Below are 17,227 nucleotides of genomic sequence, written 5' to 3' on the forward strand. Positions count from 1 at the left end.
CCCTCGTTCAGGAGGCGGTCAGCCGCGTCCGCAGGGCCTGCGGGTCCGTCACCGGCAGGTCGCAGACGAAGCCCCGGCAGACGTACGCGGCCGGGGCACCGTCGACGAGGGTGCGGCCGGCCAGCAGCGGGAACTCGTCGCTGTCCGGGATGCCGCAGGCGACGACGGCCCCCGGGGCGGCGCCCAGCAGGGCCGTACGGTACAGGGCGGCCGTCCGCTCGTCGTCCGGGCCGGGTCCCACGACGGCCACCTCGCGCGGCCCGTCGAGCAGCGCCTCGGCCACGGCCAGCCCCCATCCGATGAACCGCGGCACGCGCGGCCCGAGGGTCTTCACGACGCCCAGGGCCCGCTCGGCGGCGGCCCGGTGGGGCTCGGAGCCGGTGTGGGCGGCGTAGCTCAGCAGGGCGCCGGCCGCGGCGGTCCAGCCGGAGGGGGCGGCGTTGTCGGTGGGGTCCTGGGGCCGGCGGATCAGCCGCTCGGCGTCGGAGGCGGTGTCGAACAGGGCGCCGGTCTCCGGGTCGGCGAACCGGTCCATGACATGGTCGAGCAGCAGTCCGGCGAACTCCAGCCAGACGCCCTCGCCGGTGACCGAGGCGAGCGCGAGGAAGCCCTCGGCGACGTCGCCGTAGTCCTCCAGCACACCCGCGTTGGGGCCGACCCGGCCGTCCTTGCTGGTGCGGGCGAGACGGGCGTGGTCGTCCAGGTGGACGCGGACCAGCAGGTCGGCGGCGCCGACCGCGGCCTCGACCAGGTCGGGCCGGCCGAAGTAGGCACCGGTCTCGGCGAGCGCGGCGACGGCGAGCCCGTTCCAGGCGGCGACGACCTTGTCGTCCCGGCCGGGGGCGGGCCGCAGGGCGCGGGCGTCGAGCAGCCGGCGCCGGACAGAGGCGACCTTCTCCGCGTCGAAGACCCCTTCGGTCTGCGGCAGTTGCAGCACGGACCGGCCGTGCTCGAAGGTGCCCTCCTCGGTCACGCCGAAGTACTGGGCGGCGAGTGCGGCGTCGTCGCCGAGGACGTCGCGCAGTTCCCCGGGCGTCCACACGTAGTACGCCCCCTCCACGTGCCGTCCGGTGCCGTCGTCGCTGTCGGCGTCCAGGGCGGAGGCGAACCCGCCCTCGGGCGTGCGCAGTTCGCGGACGAGGAAGTCGGCGGTCTCCAGCGCGACCCGCCGGGCGAGGTCCGAGCCGGTGGCCCGCCACAGGTGGGCGTAGACCCGGCACAGCAGGGCGTTGTCGTAGAGCATCTTCTCGAAGTGCGGCACGACCCAGTCCCGGTCGACGGAGTAGCGGGCGAACCCGCCGCCGAGCTGGTCGTAGATCCCGCCCCGCGCCATCCGCTCACAGGTGTCCGCGGCCATCTGCAGCGCGCCTTCGGCGCCCGTGCGGGCGTGGTGGCGCAGCAGGAACTCCAGCACCATGGACGGCGGGAACTTGGGCGCGCCGCCGAATCCGCCGCGCTGCGGGTCGTACTCGCGGGTGAGGCCGAGCAGGGCCTGCGCGAGTTCCTGCTCACCGGGCGCCTCGGCGGCCTGCCGGACGATCTCTCGCTGGGCGAGATCGCGGACGATCTTCCCGGCGACCTCGCTGACCTCGTCGTGCCGGGTGGTCCAGGCCTGCTGGACGCCCTCCAGCACCTGCCGGAAGGAGGGCATGCCGTGGCGCGGGGCCGGCGGGAAGTAGGTGCCGAAGTAGAAGGGCTCGGCGTCGGGCGTGAGGAAGACGGTCATGGGCCATCCGCCGTGCCCGGTGGCCGCCTGGACGGCCTCCATGTACACCGCGTCCACGTCCGGCCGCTCCTCGCGGTCGACCTTGACGCTGACGAAGTGCTCGTTCAGGTAGTCGGCGGTGGCCCGGTCCTCGAAGGACTCGTGGGCCATGACGTGACACCAGTGGCAGCTGCTGTACCCGACGCTCAGCAGGACCGGTCTGTTCGTCCTGCGGGCCTCCGCGAAGGCCTCGGCCGACCACGGCCACCAGTCGACGGGGTTGTCGGCGTGCTGGAGCAGATACGGGGACGTCTCATGGGCCAGTCGGTTCCGCATGGTGCCCATCCTGCCGCAGTACCCCGGAATCGGCGCACGGTCACCGGGACGCGCCCGAAGCGCGGGGGCGGCCCGGGGAGCCGGCCGGCAGAGAGGGCAGGGGTTCTCCTTCTCGATCCGGGTCCCCCGCTGTCCCACCTGCTTCGCTCCAGTAAAAGATCAGGAGAAAACGTGGCTCGCGGGAGGCGACGGAACCCTCTCCTTGTAATAGAGGTTGTCCTACACTTTGGGCATGAAGCCGACCCGAGCCGGGACCACTGAGAACATCTCCGTGTCCATGCCCGCCGAACTGGTCAGTGAGCTCCGCTCTCGAACCGGTCGTCGCGGACTGTCCGGCTACATCACCGAAGCCGTCAGGCACCAGCTCGCCATGGACGGGCTCGCCGAGATCGTCGCGGCCCACGAGGAAGTGCACGGCGCGCTCACAGAGCACGAGATCGAAACCGCTCGTCGCGAGCTGTTCGGGGACGAGAACGCCAGGGATGTCGAGCGGGGCGTTGCGTGAAGGAGCAGCCGGCCCGCTCGCTGGTGCTCGACTCCGAGGCGCTCTCCCTGCTCCTGCGCAACGACCGCAAGATGGCCGCTCGCATCGAGGCATCCCGGCAGGTCGGAGTTCCCGTCCTCGTGTCTGCGCTGACCATCGTCGAAGCCGTGCACGGGAAGACCGATCTGGCGCGCTTGAAGTGGGTGCTCTCCCGGTTGCGGGTGGAACCGGTCAGCCAGGAGGACTCCCTGACCGCGGTGGAGCTGCTTCAGGACGCAGGCGGGCTGCACGGGCACAAGTACGCGATCGACGCCCTCGTCGCCGCGCTCGCGCTCCGCGTCCCAGCCCCCGTGATCGTCCTGACTTCCGACCGCGATGACTGGTCGAAGCTCTGCGGGAACCGCGTGATCATCAGAGAGGTGTGAGCACCGCCGACTACTGGGTTCGCGAGTTCACTGGCACCAGTGGCAGCTGCTGTACCCGACGCTCAGCAGGACCGGTCTGTTCGTCCTGCGGGCCTCCGCGAAGGCCTCGGCCGACCACGGCCACCAGTCGACGGGGTTGTCGGCGTGCTGGAGCAGATACGGGGACGTCTCATGGGCCAGTCGGTTCACCGTTCCGCTCTCCCACGGGCCCCGGCGGCACGGAGGACCGCGGGAGCCCCGAGCGCGCCCCGTACGGCGCTCCTCACGCGGGCGGCTGCGGCGGCCGGCAGGCGTCGTGGTGCGCGCCGGCGCACGCCCTGCCGCCGGAGCGGGGCGTACGGCCGGTGGCCGCCCGGCGGGACCGGCGGCTGCGCATGGCTCCGGACCGCCACGCCCGTGGGTGTACGGGGTGGCGGCGCGGCGGGACGGTGAGCCCCGGGGCCGGTCTACTGCGCCGGGGAACCGGCCTTCTTCCCGGCCGGCTCCGCCCCGGTGTCCGGGGCCTCCTTGAAGTCGACCTTCTGCATGTGCTTGCTCATCGACTTCATCAGGCCCCAGACGGCCACGGCCATCACCGCGAAGACGATGAAGCCGAGGACACCGGGGGTGACCTTGTTCTGGTCCACCTCCTTGGCGAGGGGGACCAGGTGCGTCATTGCGAGGCTCACGCTTGCGCTCATGTCAGGCATTGTCCCGGATGCCCGCGAAGAGGTCGTCCTCGGGGAGGGAGGTATCGACCAGAGACTTCGCCAGCTCGTACTCCTCGGTGGGCCAGACCTCCTTCTGGAGCTCCAGCGGCACCTTGAACCAGCCGCCGTCCGGGTCGATCTGCGTGGCGTGGGCGATCAGCGCCTTGTCGCGGATCTCGAAGAAGTCCGCGCAGGGGACGTGCGTGGTGAGGGTGCGCTCGGTGCGCTGCATCTCGTCCCAGCGCTTGAGCCAGTCCCCGTACGGCGACTCCAGGCCGCGGTCGAGCATGGCCTGGTGCAGCGCCTCGGTGCGGGGACGGTTGAAGCCCTGGTTGTAGTACAGCTTCAGCGGCTGGTAGGCGGGCCCGTACTCGTCCTCGGGATACTTCCCGGTGTCCGCCGCGCCCTCGAACGCCACCATGGAGATCTTGTGGGTCATGATGTGGTCGGGGTGCGGATACCCGCCGTTCTCGTCGTAGGTGGTGATCACCTGCGGACGGAAGGAGCGGATCTTGCGCACCAGCTCGCCGGCCGCCCGGTCGACGTCCTCCAGCGCGAAGCAGCCCTCGGGCAGCGGGGGCAGCGGGTCGCCCTCCGGCAGGCCGGAGTCGACGAAGCCCAGCCACTCCTGCTTGACGCCGAGGATCTCGCGGGCCTCGTCCATCTCCTTCTTGCGTACCTCGTGGATGTGCTCCTCGATGTAGGCGTCGCCCTGGAGCTTGGGATTGAGGATGGATCCGCGTTCTCCGCCGGTGCAGGTCACCACCAGCACGTCCACCCCCTCGGACACGTACTTCGCCATGGTGGCCGCGCCCTTGCTCGACTCGTCGTCGGGGTGCGCGTGAACGGCCATCAGTCGCAACTGGTCAGTCAAGACTCAATCCTCGGTAACTCGGCGCCCCCGTGGCTCCGGGTGCGATCAAACAGGTGCCGTCCCGAAGGGACGTCGTTGAGGGTGGCGGTCGGGTGACAGGTGGGAGCTTCTATAGTGACCCAAGCGGGGGGCGAATAATTCCGCGGAGAGGACGATCATGAGTACCGCGAGCACGCGGCTGCCCGAGGGCCGCTACGGCCGCGCCTCGGACGAGCGCGCCGACCGCAAGCTCAAGATCGCCGCCTTGGTGCTGGGCGCGGCACTGCTCGCCCTGGTCGGTTACTTCGCCTACCACTATGTGGCGCGGAACGAGATCAGCGCCCAGGTCATCGCCTTCCAGGCGTCCGACGACGCGGTCCGGGTCCATCTGGAGGTCCGCAAGGACGCCGGTGCGTCCGGCTACTGCACCGTGCGGTCCCAGTCGGAGGAGGGCGCCGAGGTGGGCCGGGCCGACTTCCGCTTCACCGGTCCGGACACGCGCGTCGACAAGGTCGTCACGCTTCGGACGACCTCCCGGGGGACGACGGCCGAGCTGCTGGGCTGCCACGCCGACTGACGGCGACCCCTCGGACACTCCCCGGCCCCACCCGGAATACGTAGGCACTGACCTGCGTTGATGAGATTTACACGGCTTATGTCCTCCCCCTTTCGCCCATGAATTGTTAGGCTCGTGGTTTCGCCCATCCATGAGGGAACATTCTTCTGGGTAGGGCGATGCTTTGTATTCCCAGTACCGACGAGGAGCACCCTGTGACCCAGACCAGCGAGAACGTCACCTGGCTGACCCAGGAGGCGTACAACAAGCTCAAGGACGAGCTTGAGTACCTTACTGGTCCTGCGCGCACGGAGATCGCCGCCAAGATCGCGGCTGCGCGTGAGGAGGGCGACCTGCGCGAGAACGGCGGGTACCACGCGGCCAAGGAGGAGCAGGGCAAGCAGGAGCTGCGCGTGCGCCAGCTGACCCAGCTCCTCGAGAACGCCAAGGTCGGCGAGGCGCCGGCCGCGGACGGTGCCGTCGCGCCGGGCATGGTCGTCACGATCGCCTTCGACGGTGACGAGGACGACACGCTGACGTTCCTGCTCGCCTCCCGCGAGTACGCGAGCGCCGACATCGAGACGTACTCGCCGCAGTCCCCGCTGGGTTCCGGCGTCATCGGCCACAAGGTCGGCGAGGACGCGCAGTACGAGCTGCCGAACGGCAAGAAGGCCTCGGTGCGGATCCTGAAGGCCGAGCCGTACAACGGCTGATCCGGCCCGCTGGCTCGCTTCCGGCCCCCGGCCGCCCCTCAGGGGCGGCCGGGGGCTTTGCCGTGCTGTCGTGCCCGGGCCGGTGCCCGGCCGATGAGGCGGGGCGAGGCCGGCCCGCCGGACCGGGTCAGGCGGTGGCGGAGCGGTACTTGCGCACCGCGAGCGTGCGGAAGACGACGGTGATCAGGATCGAGTAGATCAGCGAGGCCCAGACCGGGTGCTCCATCGGCCAGGCGCCCGAGGCGGACCGCCCGGGGTTGGCGAACAGCACACGGGCCGCCTGCACGGTGGCGCTGAACGGGTTCCACTCGGCTATGTGGCGCAGCCAGGGCGTCATGTTGGCGGTGTCCACGAACGCGTTGGAGAGGAAGGTGACCGGGAAGAGCCAGACCAGCCCGCCGGAGGTGGCCGCCTCCGGAGTGCGCACGGTCAGGCCGATCAGCGCGCCGATCCAGGTGAACGCGTAGCCGAGCAGGAGCAGCAGGCCGAACCCGGCGAGGATGCGGCCGGCGTCGGTGTCGCCGTCGGAGCCGGTCCGCCACCCGACCAGCAGCGCGACGATCGCGAGGACCAGCACGGTGAGCGCCGTCTGCACCAGGTCGGCGAGGGTGCGGCCGGTCAGCACCGCGCCGCGCGCCATGGGCAGCGAGCGGAAGCGGTCGATGAGCCCCTTGTGCATGTCGTCGGCGATGCCGGCGCCGGCACCCGCGGTGGCGAAGGTGACGGTCTGCGCGAAGATGCCGGCCATCAGGAAGTTCTTGTAGTCGAGCGCGCTGGTGCTGGCGCCGATCTTCATGGAGCCGCCGAACACATAGGTGAACAGCACCACGAACATGATCGGCTGGATCAGCCCGAAAATCAGCATTTCGGGGATTCTGGACATGCGGATCAGGTTCCGCTTGGCGACGATCAGCGAGTCCCGGACGGACCGGCCGACGGCGTTGCCGGGCGCGGCGGCGGGCGCCGCCTCGGTGAGGGCGCTCATTTCACGGTCTCCTTGCCGCTCCGCTCGTTCTGTTCGTCCCGCCGGCTCGGGTCTGCGTCTTCGGCAGCGTGGCCCGTCAGGGACAGGAAGACGTCGTCGAGGGTGGGGCGGCGCAGCCCGATGTCGGCTATCTCGATCCCCCGGGTGTCCAGCTCGCGGATGATCTCGGCGAGCAGCTTGGCACCGCCGGTGACGGGCACCGTGAGCCTGCGGGTGTGCTCCTCGACCGTCGTCCCGCCCTTGCCGAAGCCGCGCAGCACCTCGGCGGCGGCCGCCATCCGGGCCCGGTCCTGCACCACGACCTCGACGCGCTCGCCGCCGGTGCGGGCCTTGAGCTGGTCGGAGGTGCCCTGGGCGATGACCCGGCCGTGGTCGACGACCGCGATGTCATGGGCGAGGTGGTCGGCCTCCTCCAGATACTGCGTGGTGAGCAGCAGTGTCGTACCCCCGGAGACCAGTTGCTTGATGACCTCCCACAGCTGCTGGCGGTTGCGCGGGTCGAGGCCGGTGGTGGGTTCGTCCATGAACATCACCGGCGGGGAGACCACGAGGGCGGCGGCGAGGTCCAGCCGGCGGCGCATGCCTCCGGAGTAGGTCTTGGCCGGCCGGTCGGCGGCGTCCGCGAGGTGGAACTGCTCCAGCAGCTCCGCCGCCCGGGCCTTGGCCGCCTTCGCCCTCATCTGGTACAGCTGCCCGACCATCTGCAGGTTCTCCCGGCCGGTCAGATACTCGTCGACCGCCGCGAACTGGCCGGACAGGCCGATGGAGCGGCGGACGGTGTCGGGGTGGCGCAGGACGTCCACGCCCGCGACGACCGCCTTGCCGCTGTCGGGGCGCAGCAGGGTCGTCAGGCAGCGGACGGCCGTCGTCTTGCCGGCGCCGTTCGGCCCGAGCAGGCCGAGGACCGTGCCCTCGGGCACGTCCAGGTCGACGCCGTCCAGTGCCCTTACGTCGCCGAAGGTCTTCACCAGGCCTTCGGCATAGATGGCCCCTGGCATGTCTGTCTCCACGTCGTCGGGGATTTCGGGACGGGCTCTTCGCAAAAGTTAGGCGTGTTCGCCCGGCCGCGCCCCCCTTTTCCCCATAGGCGCGGTCGTCCCTCGCACAGGTACGGACAGGCGGACCGGCGACCACACGAGATACCGTAACGCGATGTATCGCGTCTCTCAAGAGGCCTCACCCGAAAGGGTGGTTGGCGCTCGGGCGTCAGGCGATGGGTGTCAGGCGATGACCGTGTAGCCGGCGTCCCGCAGAGCCTGGCCGACCTCCGCGCAGTGCGCCGGGCCCCCGGTCTCCAGGTGCAGCTCGACCTCCGCCTCCGTGAGCCCGAGGCGGGGGTCGGTGCGGACGTGGCTCACGTCGAGGACGTTGGCGTCGGCCGCCGACAGCACACCGAGCAGCGTGGCGAGCGCACCCGGCCGGTCCGTCAGCCGCAGCCGCACGGCCAGGTAGCGCCCTTGCGCGGCCATGCCGTGCCGCAGCACGCGCTGCATCAGCACCGGGTCGACGTTGCCGCCGGACAGCACCGCGACGACCGGGCCCTCGAAGCCGTCCGGCGCGGCCAGCAGCGCGGCGACCGGGCTCGCCCCGGCCGGCTCCACGACCAGCTTGGCCCGCTCCAGGCAGTGCAGCAGCGCCGCCGACAACTGGTCCTCGCTGACCGTGCGCACCTCGTCGACCAGCTCGCCGACGATCCCGAACGGCACCACGCCGGGCCGTCCCACCCTTATGCCGTCGGCCATCGTCACCGGGTTCCGCAGCGACACCGGGCGCCCGGCGGCCAGCGAGGGCGGATAGCAGGCGGCGCCCTCCGCCTGCACGCCGACGATCCGCACGTCCGGCCGCAGCGCCTTCACCGCCACCGCGATCCCGGCCGCGAGCCCGCCGCCGCCCATGCCGACGACGATCGTGCGCGCCTGAGGACACTGCTCCAGGATCTCCAGGCCGACCGTGCCCTGACCGGCGATCACGTCCGGGTGGTCGAAGGGATGGATGAACACCGCGCCGGTCCGGGCCGCGTACTCCTCGGCGGCGGCCAGCGTCTCGTCGACCACCTGGCCGTGCAGGCGCACCTCGGCGCCGTACTCCCGGGTCGCGCTGACCTTCGGCAGCGGCGCGCCCTGCGGCATGAACACCGTGGCGTGCACGCCCAGCAGCGAGGAGGCCAGCGCCACGCCCTGCGCGTGGTTGCCGGCGCTCGCGGCCACCACTCCCGCGGCCCGCTCCTCCGGCAGCAGCCCGGCGATCCGCACATAGGCGCCGCGCAGCTTGAACGAACCCGTCCGCTGGAGGTTCTCGCACTTCAGGTGCACCGGCGCGCCGACCAGCCGGGACAGGTACCGGCTGCCCTCCAGCGCGGTCACCCGGGCCACGCCCGACAGCGTCTTCCGTGCGCCGCGCACGTCGTCGAGGGTGACGGAGCGCAAGGAGCCGGCCGTGCGGTAGTTCATGCCACCAGCATCGCAGTTCACGTTTGCGCACGACGGGTGTGACCAAGCTGCGAGACCGGTTCGCCCAGCGCCGGTACGGGCCGGCCCCGGGCCGCGTACCCTGTCCCCCAACCCAGCAGCCCTCATGAAGTGAGCCTCCGGCCATGCCCACAACACCAGGAATGTCGATGGACATGACGACCGTCGGTGACACCGGTCTTCTCGAATCCCTCCAGCACGAGGTGGCGGTGTTCGCCCGCCGTGCCGAGCAGACGCGGCTCGGCGGCGTAGGCCAGGTGCGCAACTCCATGGACCGTGCCGCGTATCTGCTGCTCAACCGCCTCGACAAGGAAGGCCCTATGGGGGTCAAGGCGCTGGCGGCGAGCATGGGCATCGACTCCTCCACGGTCACCCGGCAGGTGGCGCCGCTGGTCGACACCGGCCTGGTCAAGCGCACCTCGCACCCGGAGGACGGGCGGGCGGTGGTGCTCCAGCTGTCGCCGCGCGGCGCCGTCCGGCTGGAGGAGGTGCGCTCGTCCCGGCGTCAGCTCATGGCCGAGCTGACACACGACTGGGCGCCGGAGGAGCGCGAGCAGTTCTGCACGCTGCTGACCCGCTTCAATCACGCGCTCTCCGCGCGGATGTCCGTGCCGGGCGTCGGGCCGGCGGAACAGCCGTCGGCCTCCTGAGCCGCGACCGCACCGGAGGGATCCCACGTCTTGACCCCCGGGCCGCCCCTGGCTTGATATGAGACCGGGTCCGGACCGGACCCGGTCAGGGGAGGCGCGGTGCGTGATCGGCAGCCGGCTCGCGACGAGCGCCGGGCCCGGGAGTTCGAGGCGTTCGTCGCGGGCGCGGCGGGGCGCCTGCTGCTCGCGGCCACGCTGCTCACCGCGGAGGCCCCGGACGCCAACCCGCGCGCACGGCGCCTGCTGACGCTCGCCCTCGCCCACACCTACGCCCGCTGGGACCGGCTGCGCGGCGATGACCCGTACGACTGCGCGCGCCAGTACCTCGCCACCCGCTTCGCGCGCACCGTCTGGCACCGCTCCGGCGCCTTCGGACGTGCCCGGTCCGGTCCGCGCGGCCCGCTCGCCGGGCTCACCGCGCGGGAGCGGCTGGTTCTGGTGCTGCGGGTCTACGAGGGCCTGGCCGAGGAGCGGACGGCGGCGCTGCTCGGCCTGCCCGCGGAGCGCGTCCGCACCGTCTGCGACCGCGCGACGGCCACCGTGCTGCACCCCGCCCGGCCGGCGCCGGCGGGCCGGGCGGTCACGAAGGCGGCCCCGTCATGACCCGCGCACCCGGAAGGCGCGCAGGGACAAGCGTGCTGGCCCACGGCATGGCATACGCGGCCATGAGGGCGCGTCGCCGTCCCGCGCGCGCGTGTCCGCTCTCGGGGAGGCCGGCGCGGGGCGCCCGGCCGCCGTCGCCCCGCCGGTGCCGGAGGCCATGGTGAGGCGCGGGGAGCGGGAGGACGCCGTGCGGGCGGTGCTGGGCCGGGCCGTCGCGCCGGTGCCGCCGGCACTGTACGCGGACGCGGTGCGCCGCGGGGACCGGCTGCTGCGGCGCCGCCGGCTCGCGCGCCGGGTGCTGTGGCTGCTGGCGTGCGCGGCGGTCCTCGCGTTCGCCGTGTGGGCGGCCGAGGCCCGGCCGTGGGTGGAGCCGCCCTCGCGGACGACTCCACCGGTCACCGGCCGGTGATCCCGCCCGGCCCGTGGGGCCGTGCCTAGCCGAGGGCCCGCTTGAGGTCCTCCAGCAGGTCATCGACGTTCTCGATGCCCACGGACAGGCGCACCAGGTCGGCCGGGACCTCCAGCTGGGAGCCGGCCACGGAGGCGTGCGTCATCCGGCCGGGGTGCTCGATCAGGGACTCGACACCGCCGAGGGACTCGCCGAGGGTGAACACCTCGGTACGGCCGCACACCTGGAGCGCGGCCTCCTCGCCGCCCGCGACGCGGAACGACACCATGCCGCCGAACGATTTCATCTGCTTGGCGGCGACCTCGTGGCCGGGGTGGTCGGGCAGGCCCGGGTAGTACACCTGGGTCACGCGCGGGTGCCGGGTCAGCATGTCGGCGATCTTCGTGGCGTTCTCGCCGTGCCGGTCCATGCGCACCGCGAGGGTCTTGGTGCCGCGCAGCACCAGCCAGGAGTCGAAGGGGCCGGCCACGGCGCCCATCGCGTTCTGGTGGTAGGCCAGTTCCTCGCCCAGCGCCTGGTCCGCGACGACCAGCGCACCGCCGACGACGTCCGAGTGGCCGCCCATGTACTTCGTGAGCGAGTACACGACGACGTCGGCGCCGAGCGCCAGCGGCTGCTGGAGGTAGGGGGTCGCGAAGGTGTTGTCGACGACGAGCTTCGCGCCCGCGTCGTGGGCGACCTGGGCGACGGCGGCGATGTCCGTGATGCCGAGCAGCGGGTTGGAAGGGGTCTCCACCCAGACGGCCTTCGTCTTCGGGGTGATCGCGGCCCGGACGGCGGCCGGGTCGGCGGTGTCGGCGACGGACCACTCCACGCCCCAGCGGGTGGCCACCTTGGCGAAGAGCCGGAACGTGCCGCCGTAGGCGTCGTCGGGGATCACCACGTGGTCGCCGGGACCGAGGAGCGTACGCAGCAGCGTGTCCTCGGCCGCCAGGCCCGACGCGAAGGCGAGGCCGCGGCGGCCGCCGTCCAGCGCGGCGAGGTTCTCCTCCAGCGCGGTCCGGGTCGGGTTGGCGCTGCGGCTGTACTCGTAACCGCCGCGCAGCCCGCCGACGCCGTCCTGCTTGTAGGTGGACACCTGGTAGATCGGCGGGACGACCGCGCCGGTGAGAGGGTCCGCGGTGTTGCCCGCGTGGATCGCGAGGGTCTCGAAGTGGTCGCTGATGTGCCTGTCGCTCATGTGCATCGAGCGTAATGCGCCCGGCCGGTTTCCGACGCCCGGCAGGAGTCTTCGCCCTCTTCTGCAACATTGCTGTCATGCTCTGATCGAGAGTTTTCCACAGGGTGGCGGCGGGGTTCGCCAATTGTCGGCGGGGTCTGGTTCGCTTGATGCATGGCGATTCTCTGGCTGCTCATGGCGCTGCTCGTGCTGAGCCTCGTCCTGCTCCCGGTTCTGCGGCGCGGGCGCGGCGGGATCCAGCGGGTCCCGGCGGGACACCCGGACGCCGCCGACCCGGCGGCCTACGGCTTCCTGCGCGAGGAGGAGCTGGACGTGCGTCTGCCCGGCCCGGACCAGGACCTGCTGAAGACCCTGGACCTGGTGCAGCGCACCCAGGACTACCGGGCCGCCGCCCAGCTGCTGGCCGGCACCGAGGCCCGGGGCGAGCTGCGCTGGCAGCGGGTGCAGGCATTCGCCGGCGCCGCCGCGCTGGAACTCCAGCAGCGGCCCGGCGGGGTGCACGAGACGCCGGGCGGCCAGTGGCTGCGGGTGTGGCGGGCGGAGAAGCCCAAGGACGCGGGCGCCGCCGCCGTGCACGCGGAGTTCCTGGTGCAGCAGGCGTGGCGGACGTCGACACCGGGCACGGACGAGTTCCGGATCATCATGGAGGAGGCCCGCAAGGCCTGCGCGGAAGCCGCCCTGCTGGCGCCCGGCGATCCGGTGCCGTACGTCATAGAGCTGTCCATCGGGCGCGGGCTGGCCTATCCGCCCGCCGAGTTCGAGCAGCTGTGGGCCAAGATCCTCGACCGTGCGCCGTATCACATGGGCGCGCATCTGGCCGCGCTGCACTACTGGTGCGAGAAGTGGCACGGCTCGCGTGCGCAGGCCTACTCCTTCGCCGAGAACGCGGCGGCCCGCGCGCCGGAGGGCTCGCTGCTCGCCGCGCTGCCGCTGTTCGCGGTGTTCGAGCACCTTCCCGAGGTGAATCTGGTCGCGAGCTTCTACCAGAGCGAGGTCGTCACCAAGGCGATCCACGGCGCGCTGCACGCGGTGCACGCCGCCGGCCCCGACGACCCGACGCTCCCGCACGTCCGGCATCTGCTGGTCTTCTTCCTGGTCCGCGCCGAGCGCTGGGCCGAGGCCATGGACCAGCTCGTCCACGTCGACGGGCATGTGGGCGCGCTGCCGTGGACCCTGGCCGACGACCCTGCCGCCGCCTTCGCCCTGCACCGCGCGCTGGCGGTGGCCGGTTACGAGTCCAACGGCGGCAGCCCGGCGGGCCTGCCCGGCTGACGGGGCCGGCCGGCCAGGCGGGCCGGGCCGCCCGCCTTTATATGTTCCTCACATTGCCCTTCTGACCTGCGGTAGGGCATACTCCGCTTCCCCCCACACCGCACCACCAGCACCATCCACACCACATCACCAGCAACACCCGCACCGGCCGTCCGCCGACCCGGTCCGGCCGTCATGTCCTTTTCCGCCGCTTCGCCATGTCCCGTTTCCGGGGTCCTGTGGGGGGATCTGCCCGATGGGCGCAATGCTGCGCGCGCTGCGCGCACTCGTTCTGCTGCTCGGCTTCTATCTGCTGAGCCTCGTCCTGCTCGCCGCGCTGATCGGCCTCGACGTCCTCGTCTTCACCTGGGGCCACGGCCCGCTCACGGCGAAGGTCGGCTTCGTCACGGTACTGCTGGCCATCCCCGTCGTACGCGGCATGCTGATGCTGCGCACCCCGAAGGGCGAGGACCCGCCCGGCGTCCCCGTCACCGAAGCCGCCGAACCGCGGCTGTGGGCGCTGGTCCGGGAGCTGGCCGCGGCGGCCGGCACCCGCGCCCCCGACCGGGTCCTGCTCACCGGCGAGGTCAACGCGTCCGTCAGCGAGCAGCCGCGGCTGCTCGGCCTGCTCCCCGGCCCACGGCACCTCACGCTCGGCGTGCCGCTGCTGACGGGTCTGACCGAGGCCCAGCTGCGCGCCGTACTCGCCCACGAGTTCGGGCACTTCACCGGCGGTGACACCCGGCTGTCCGCGCTCGTGGTGCGCGGGCGCGTGCAGATCGGCCGGGTCATCGGGCAGTTCCACGCCAAGGCGGACGACAAGGTGGCCGCCGACCGGACCCGGCAGCAGAGGGCGTCCGCCAAGCGGGTGGCCAAGGGCAAGAAGGCCAAGGAGATCGACACCTCGGGCGTCGGGGCGACGTACCGGACGATGGCCCGGATCTACACCGCCTACGGCAAGCTCTACCTGCGCGCCTCCCTGTCCACCGCGCGCGGCCAGGAGTACGCCGCCGACCTGACCGCCGCCCGGATCGCCGGCCGGGACGCGACCGCGTCGGCGCTGCGCGAGATCCCGGCGCTGACCGCCGCCCACGACTTCTACCTGGACTCCTACGCCACGCTGGGCCTCGCCGCCCGGCTGCTGCCGCCGCGCGGCGAGTTCTTCGGCGGCTTCGGCCAGCTGCTGGCCGCCCGGGAACCGGAGCCGGCGGGCCTCCGCACGAAGCTGCCTCGGGTGCCGGTGGGGCCGTACGACTCCCACCCGCCGACCGCCGACCGCGTGCGCCGGATCGAGGCGCTGCCCGCCGACGGGCGCGCCGACGAGGCCACGGGAGCCGCACTGGCGCTGCTGACCGACCCGGCGCGCACCCTGGCCGCACTGGAGGACGCCGTCCTCCTCGACGAGCTGCTCGCCTACCCGCGCGCCTCCGGCTGGGAAGAGCTGCTGAACGCCTCGATGGCCGCGGACCTGTCCGCCGCGCGGACCCCGCTGCACCGGGCGCTGACCGCGTACACCGGGCAGCCGGCGACGCTGGCCGCGCTGCTGGACGTCATCGACGACGGCCGGCTGTGGCGGCTGGCGGAGCGGCTGCCGCTGTCGGAGGAGGCGGCGGCCGCGAAGGGACGGGCGTTCCGCGCGTTCGTACGGCCCACGCTGCACCGCTCGCTGCGCACCATGGTGCTGGCCGAGTTCAGCGCCCGTTCGCTGCTGCGCTGGGAGTTCTCCTGGACCGGCCCGGCGACGGTACGGCTGCCCGGCTGGGGCGCGGGCGCGGAGGGCGACAGCCCCGAGGCCGTGCTGGACGCGGCCCTGGAGGACGCGGTCGCCGACCACCCCGACACCGACCGGCTGCGCGCGCTGCTGCCACCGGTGATCCAGCACGCCTGACCCGCCACCCGCACCACCACGGCCGGGCACACCGCCCCCGCCGGAACGCCTGGCCAACCCGCACCGCCGGGATCCGGACGCCCGACCCCGCCCGTACCACCGAAACGAACGGACCCACCCGCATGACCGTCCTCTTCTGGATCCTCGGCATCCTGGCCGTCCCCACGGCGATCTTCCTGCTGTGGCTGCTCTGGGTGTTCCTGAAGGAACTCTTCTCGCCGAGCCCCGACGACGACGCGGACACCGACGCCGACACCGAGGCCGCACAGGCGGCCGAGGCCGCCGGGAAGCTCGGCCTGCTGCCCGCCGAACGGCAGAACACCGACCTCGCCGCTCCGCTGCCGGCGGAGTGGACGGCCGCGCTGACGGCCGTGCGCGGCGGTGACTGGCGGCCGGCCGCCGACCTGCTCGCGGCGGTCGGCCGGGACTGGGAGCGCCGCTCGGCCCTCGCCTACCTGCTGGCCGACCGCGCGGCCGAGGAGGACGCGTGGCTGCTGGCCTGGGAGGCGGTCCGGCCCGACGACCCGGACGCGGCCGTGGTCCGCGCACGCAGCACGGTGATCCTGGCCTGGAAGATCCGGGGCGGGAAGAAGGCGAAGTACACGACCCAGGAGCAGTTCGACGGCTTCCGCCGCACGCTGACCTCCGCCCGCGAGGACGTCGCGCGGGCAGCGGCGCTGAACCCCGACGACCCGACCCCGTTCGTCGCGGAGATCTGGGTGGCGCTGGGCCTCGGCTATCCGAACGCGCGGATGGACGACCTGTGGGCGGAGGTCACCCGCCGCGCCCCGCACCACTACGAGGCGCACTTCTCGGCGCTCCAGTACTGGTGCGCGAAGTGGCGCGGCTCGGAGCGGCTGGCCCGCGAGTTCGCCGAACGGGCGGCGGCCGGCGCGCCGCTGGGCAGCCTGCTGACCGCGCTGCCGCTGATCGCGCACTTCGAGCACGACGAGTCGGACGACACCGAGGCCGACAACACGCCGGAGATGCGGGCGCGGGTCGAGGCGGCGCTCGCGGACGCGGCGGCGGCCGACCCCTCCCACCCGCGGTTGCCGGAACTGCGTCACCTGCTGGCGTACTACCTGCACCTCCAGGACCGCAACGAGGCGGCGCTGGAGCAGTTCAAGCTGGTCGACGGGCATGTGAACGCGCTGCCGTGGCGCTACCGCGGCGACATGGCCGAGTACTACTGCCGGGTCCGGAACACGGCGGTCCGGCTGGTGGAGGAGACGGCCGCGGCGCGCGTCTGACCGGAATGCCCGGGGGTGCGCGGGGCGTTGTACGGGTGCCGGCGCGCCGCCCGGGCGCCCGACCCCGACCGACCAGGGAGACCCGATGCTCTTCGGCCGCACGCCCCAGCTGCCCACCCCCGAGCAGGCACTCAAGGGCCGCCCCGCGCTCGCCTACGCGGTCCCGGAACGCCACACCGTCCTCGGCACGCCGCTGCTGGGTCCCTACCCCGAGGGCCTGGAGACCGCCGACTTCGGCCTGGGCTGCTTCTGGGGCGCCGAGCGCAAGTTCTGGCAGCTCCCGGCGGGCGTGTACACGACCCTGGTCGGCTACCAGGGCGGTTACACGGAGTATCCGACGTACGAGGAGGTCTGCTCGGGCCTGACCGGTCACACGGAGGCGGTCCGGGTGGTCTACGACCCGCGGCAGGTCTCCTACGACAGCCTGCTGAAGACCTTCTGGGAGTCGCACGACCCGACGCAGGGCTTCCGGCAGGGCAACGACGTGGGCACGCAGTACCGCTCGGCGATCTACACGCACACCCCGGAGCAGGCCGCGGCGGCCGAGGCCTCCCGCGACGCCTACCAGAAGGTCCTGACCTCCTCCGGCTACGGCACGATCACCACGGAGATCCTCCCGGCCGAGGGCCGCACCTTCTACCCGGCCGAGGCATACCACCAGCAGTACCTGGACAAGAACCCGGCGGGCTACTGCGGTCTCGGCGGCACGGGTCTGTCCTGCCCGGTCGGTGTGGCCAGGGCGAACGGCTGAGCCATCGCACGGCGCCCGAGCGTGCCGGCGA

At 72.5% G+C, this 17,227-nt stretch carries 18 protein-coding genes and 1 pseudogene; 11 read left to right on the top strand and 8 right to left on the bottom strand.

The window, feature by feature from the left end; translation table 11 throughout:
* Positions 1–7: 7 nt before the first annotated feature.
* Positions 8–2,041, bottom strand: a complete 2,034-nt coding sequence (locus SCK26_RS14270) for a thioredoxin domain-containing protein (RefSeq protein WP_318201695.1) — start codon at positions 2,039–2,041, stop codon at positions 8–10.
* Between the two features lie 232 nt (positions 2,042–2,273).
* Between SCK26_RS14270 and SCK26_RS14275 the strand changes: the two genes are divergently transcribed.
* Both SCK26_RS14275 and SCK26_RS14280 read left to right on the top strand, forming a co-directional pair.
* Complete coding sequence (locus tag SCK26_RS14275) at positions 2,274–2,546, top strand: hypothetical protein (protein ID WP_318201696.1); 273 nt, start codon at positions 2,274–2,276, stop codon at positions 2,544–2,546.
* On the top strand, positions 2,543–2,950 hold the full coding sequence (locus tag SCK26_RS14280) for a type II toxin-antitoxin system VapC family toxin (protein ID WP_318201697.1): 408 nt from the start codon (positions 2,543–2,545) through the stop codon (positions 2,948–2,950). The genes SCK26_RS14275 and SCK26_RS14280 overlap by 4 nt, the downstream gene beginning before the upstream one ends.
* Positions 2,951–2,983: 33 nt before the next feature.
* On the opposite strand, the pseudogene SCK26_RS14285 reads toward SCK26_RS14280, so the two are convergent.
* The 3 genes and pseudogenes from SCK26_RS14285 to mca form a co-directional block, all read right to left on the bottom strand.
* Positions 2,984–3,139: pseudogene (locus tag SCK26_RS14285) on the bottom strand (DUF255 domain-containing protein); the annotation flags it as partial.
* Between the two features lie 257 nt (positions 3,140–3,396).
* A complete protein-coding gene (locus tag SCK26_RS14290; protein ID WP_318201698.1) occupies positions 3,397–3,639 on the bottom strand; it encodes a hypothetical protein in 243 nt (80 codons plus the stop codon).
* Positions 3,632–4,492 (bottom strand): mycothiol conjugate amidase Mca, encoded by an 861-nt coding sequence (mca, locus tag SCK26_RS14295; protein WP_318206006.1) that lies wholly within the window; start codon positions 4,490–4,492, stop codon positions 3,632–3,634. The genes SCK26_RS14290 and mca overlap by 8 nt, the downstream gene beginning before the upstream one ends.
* A 178-nt stretch (positions 4,493–4,670) precedes the next feature.
* Here mca and SCK26_RS14300 point away from each other — a divergent pair, with 178 nt between their 5' ends.
* The gene (locus SCK26_RS14300; protein ID WP_318201699.1) at positions 4,671–5,069 is read left to right on the top strand and encodes a DUF4307 domain-containing protein; all 399 of its coding nucleotides are present in this window, start codon (positions 4,671–4,673) and stop codon (positions 5,067–5,069) included.
* Positions 5,070–5,263: 194 nt separating this feature from the next.
* On the top strand, positions 5,264–5,761 hold the full coding sequence (gene greA, locus SCK26_RS14305; RefSeq protein ID WP_318201700.1) for a transcription elongation factor GreA: 498 nt from the start codon (positions 5,264–5,266) through the stop codon (positions 5,759–5,761).
* A gap of 127 nt (positions 5,762–5,888) precedes the next feature.
* Here the strand turns inward: greA and SCK26_RS14310 are convergent, their stop codons facing one another.
* The 3 genes from SCK26_RS14310 to ilvA all read right to left on the bottom strand — a co-directional run bounded on the left by SCK26_RS14310 (position 5,889) and on the right by ilvA (position 9,196).
* The gene (locus tag SCK26_RS14310) at positions 5,889–6,746 is read right to left on the bottom strand and encodes an ABC transporter permease (protein ID WP_318201701.1); all 858 of its coding nucleotides are present in this window, start codon (positions 6,744–6,746) and stop codon (positions 5,889–5,891) included.
* Positions 6,743–7,744, bottom strand: coding sequence for an ATP-binding cassette domain-containing protein (locus tag SCK26_RS14315; RefSeq protein ID WP_318201702.1), 1,002 nt, complete (start codon positions 7,742–7,744; stop codon positions 6,743–6,745). The genes SCK26_RS14310 and SCK26_RS14315 overlap by 4 nt, the downstream gene beginning before the upstream one ends.
* Before the next feature lie 222 nt (positions 7,745–7,966).
* Positions 7,967–9,196, bottom strand: a complete 1,230-nt coding sequence (gene ilvA / locus SCK26_RS14320) for a threonine ammonia-lyase (protein ID WP_318201703.1) — start codon at positions 9,194–9,196, stop codon at positions 7,967–7,969.
* Between the two features lie 161 nt (positions 9,197–9,357).
* On the opposite strand from ilvA, the gene SCK26_RS14325 reads away from it, so the two are divergent.
* From SCK26_RS14325 to SCK26_RS14335, 3 genes are all read left to right on the top strand, one after another.
* Positions 9,358–9,864, top strand: coding sequence for a MarR family transcriptional regulator (locus SCK26_RS14325; RefSeq protein ID WP_318206007.1), 507 nt, complete (start codon positions 9,358–9,360; stop codon positions 9,862–9,864).
* Between the two features lie 99 nt (positions 9,865–9,963).
* On the top strand, positions 9,964–10,467 hold the full coding sequence (locus tag SCK26_RS14330) for a sigma factor-like helix-turn-helix DNA-binding protein (RefSeq protein WP_318201704.1): 504 nt from the start codon (positions 9,964–9,966) through the stop codon (positions 10,465–10,467).
* Between the two features lie 160 nt (positions 10,468–10,627).
* Complete coding sequence (locus tag SCK26_RS14335) at positions 10,628–10,876, top strand: hypothetical protein (protein ID WP_318206008.1); 249 nt, start codon at positions 10,628–10,630, stop codon at positions 10,874–10,876.
* A 25-nt stretch (positions 10,877–10,901) separates the two neighbouring features.
* On the opposite strand, the gene SCK26_RS14340 is transcribed toward SCK26_RS14335, so the two are convergent.
* Complete coding sequence (locus SCK26_RS14340) at positions 10,902–12,056, bottom strand: cystathionine gamma-synthase (RefSeq protein WP_318201705.1); 1,155 nt, start codon at positions 12,054–12,056, stop codon at positions 10,902–10,904.
* A 153-nt stretch (positions 12,057–12,209) separates the two neighbouring features.
* Here SCK26_RS14340 and SCK26_RS14345 point away from each other — a divergent pair, with 153 nt between their 5' ends.
* From SCK26_RS14345 to msrA, 4 genes are all read left to right on the top strand, one after another.
* Positions 12,210–13,328 (top strand): hypothetical protein, encoded by a 1,119-nt coding sequence (locus SCK26_RS14345; RefSeq protein ID WP_318201706.1) that lies wholly within the window; start codon positions 12,210–12,212, stop codon positions 13,326–13,328.
* A 235-nt stretch (positions 13,329–13,563) separates the two neighbouring features.
* Positions 13,564–15,195, top strand: a complete 1,632-nt coding sequence (locus SCK26_RS14350; protein WP_318201707.1) for a M48 family metalloprotease — start codon at positions 13,564–13,566, stop codon at positions 15,193–15,195.
* A 122-nt stretch (positions 15,196–15,317) separates the two neighbouring features.
* Positions 15,318–16,445: a hypothetical protein gene (locus SCK26_RS14355; RefSeq protein WP_318201708.1), complete on the top strand. Its 1,128-nt coding sequence runs from the start codon at positions 15,318–15,320 to the stop codon at positions 16,443–16,445.
* Between the two features lie 85 nt (positions 16,446–16,530).
* The gene (gene msrA / locus SCK26_RS14360) at positions 16,531–17,196 is read left to right on the top strand and encodes a peptide-methionine (S)-S-oxide reductase MsrA (RefSeq protein ID WP_318201709.1); all 666 of its coding nucleotides are present in this window, start codon (positions 16,531–16,533) and stop codon (positions 17,194–17,196) included.
* Positions 17,197–17,227: the final 31 nt, after the last annotated feature.

It is taken from the genome of Streptomyces sp. SCL15-4, assembly GCF_033366695.1.
GTDB lineage: Bacteria > Actinomycetota > Actinomycetes > Streptomycetales > Streptomycetaceae > Streptomyces.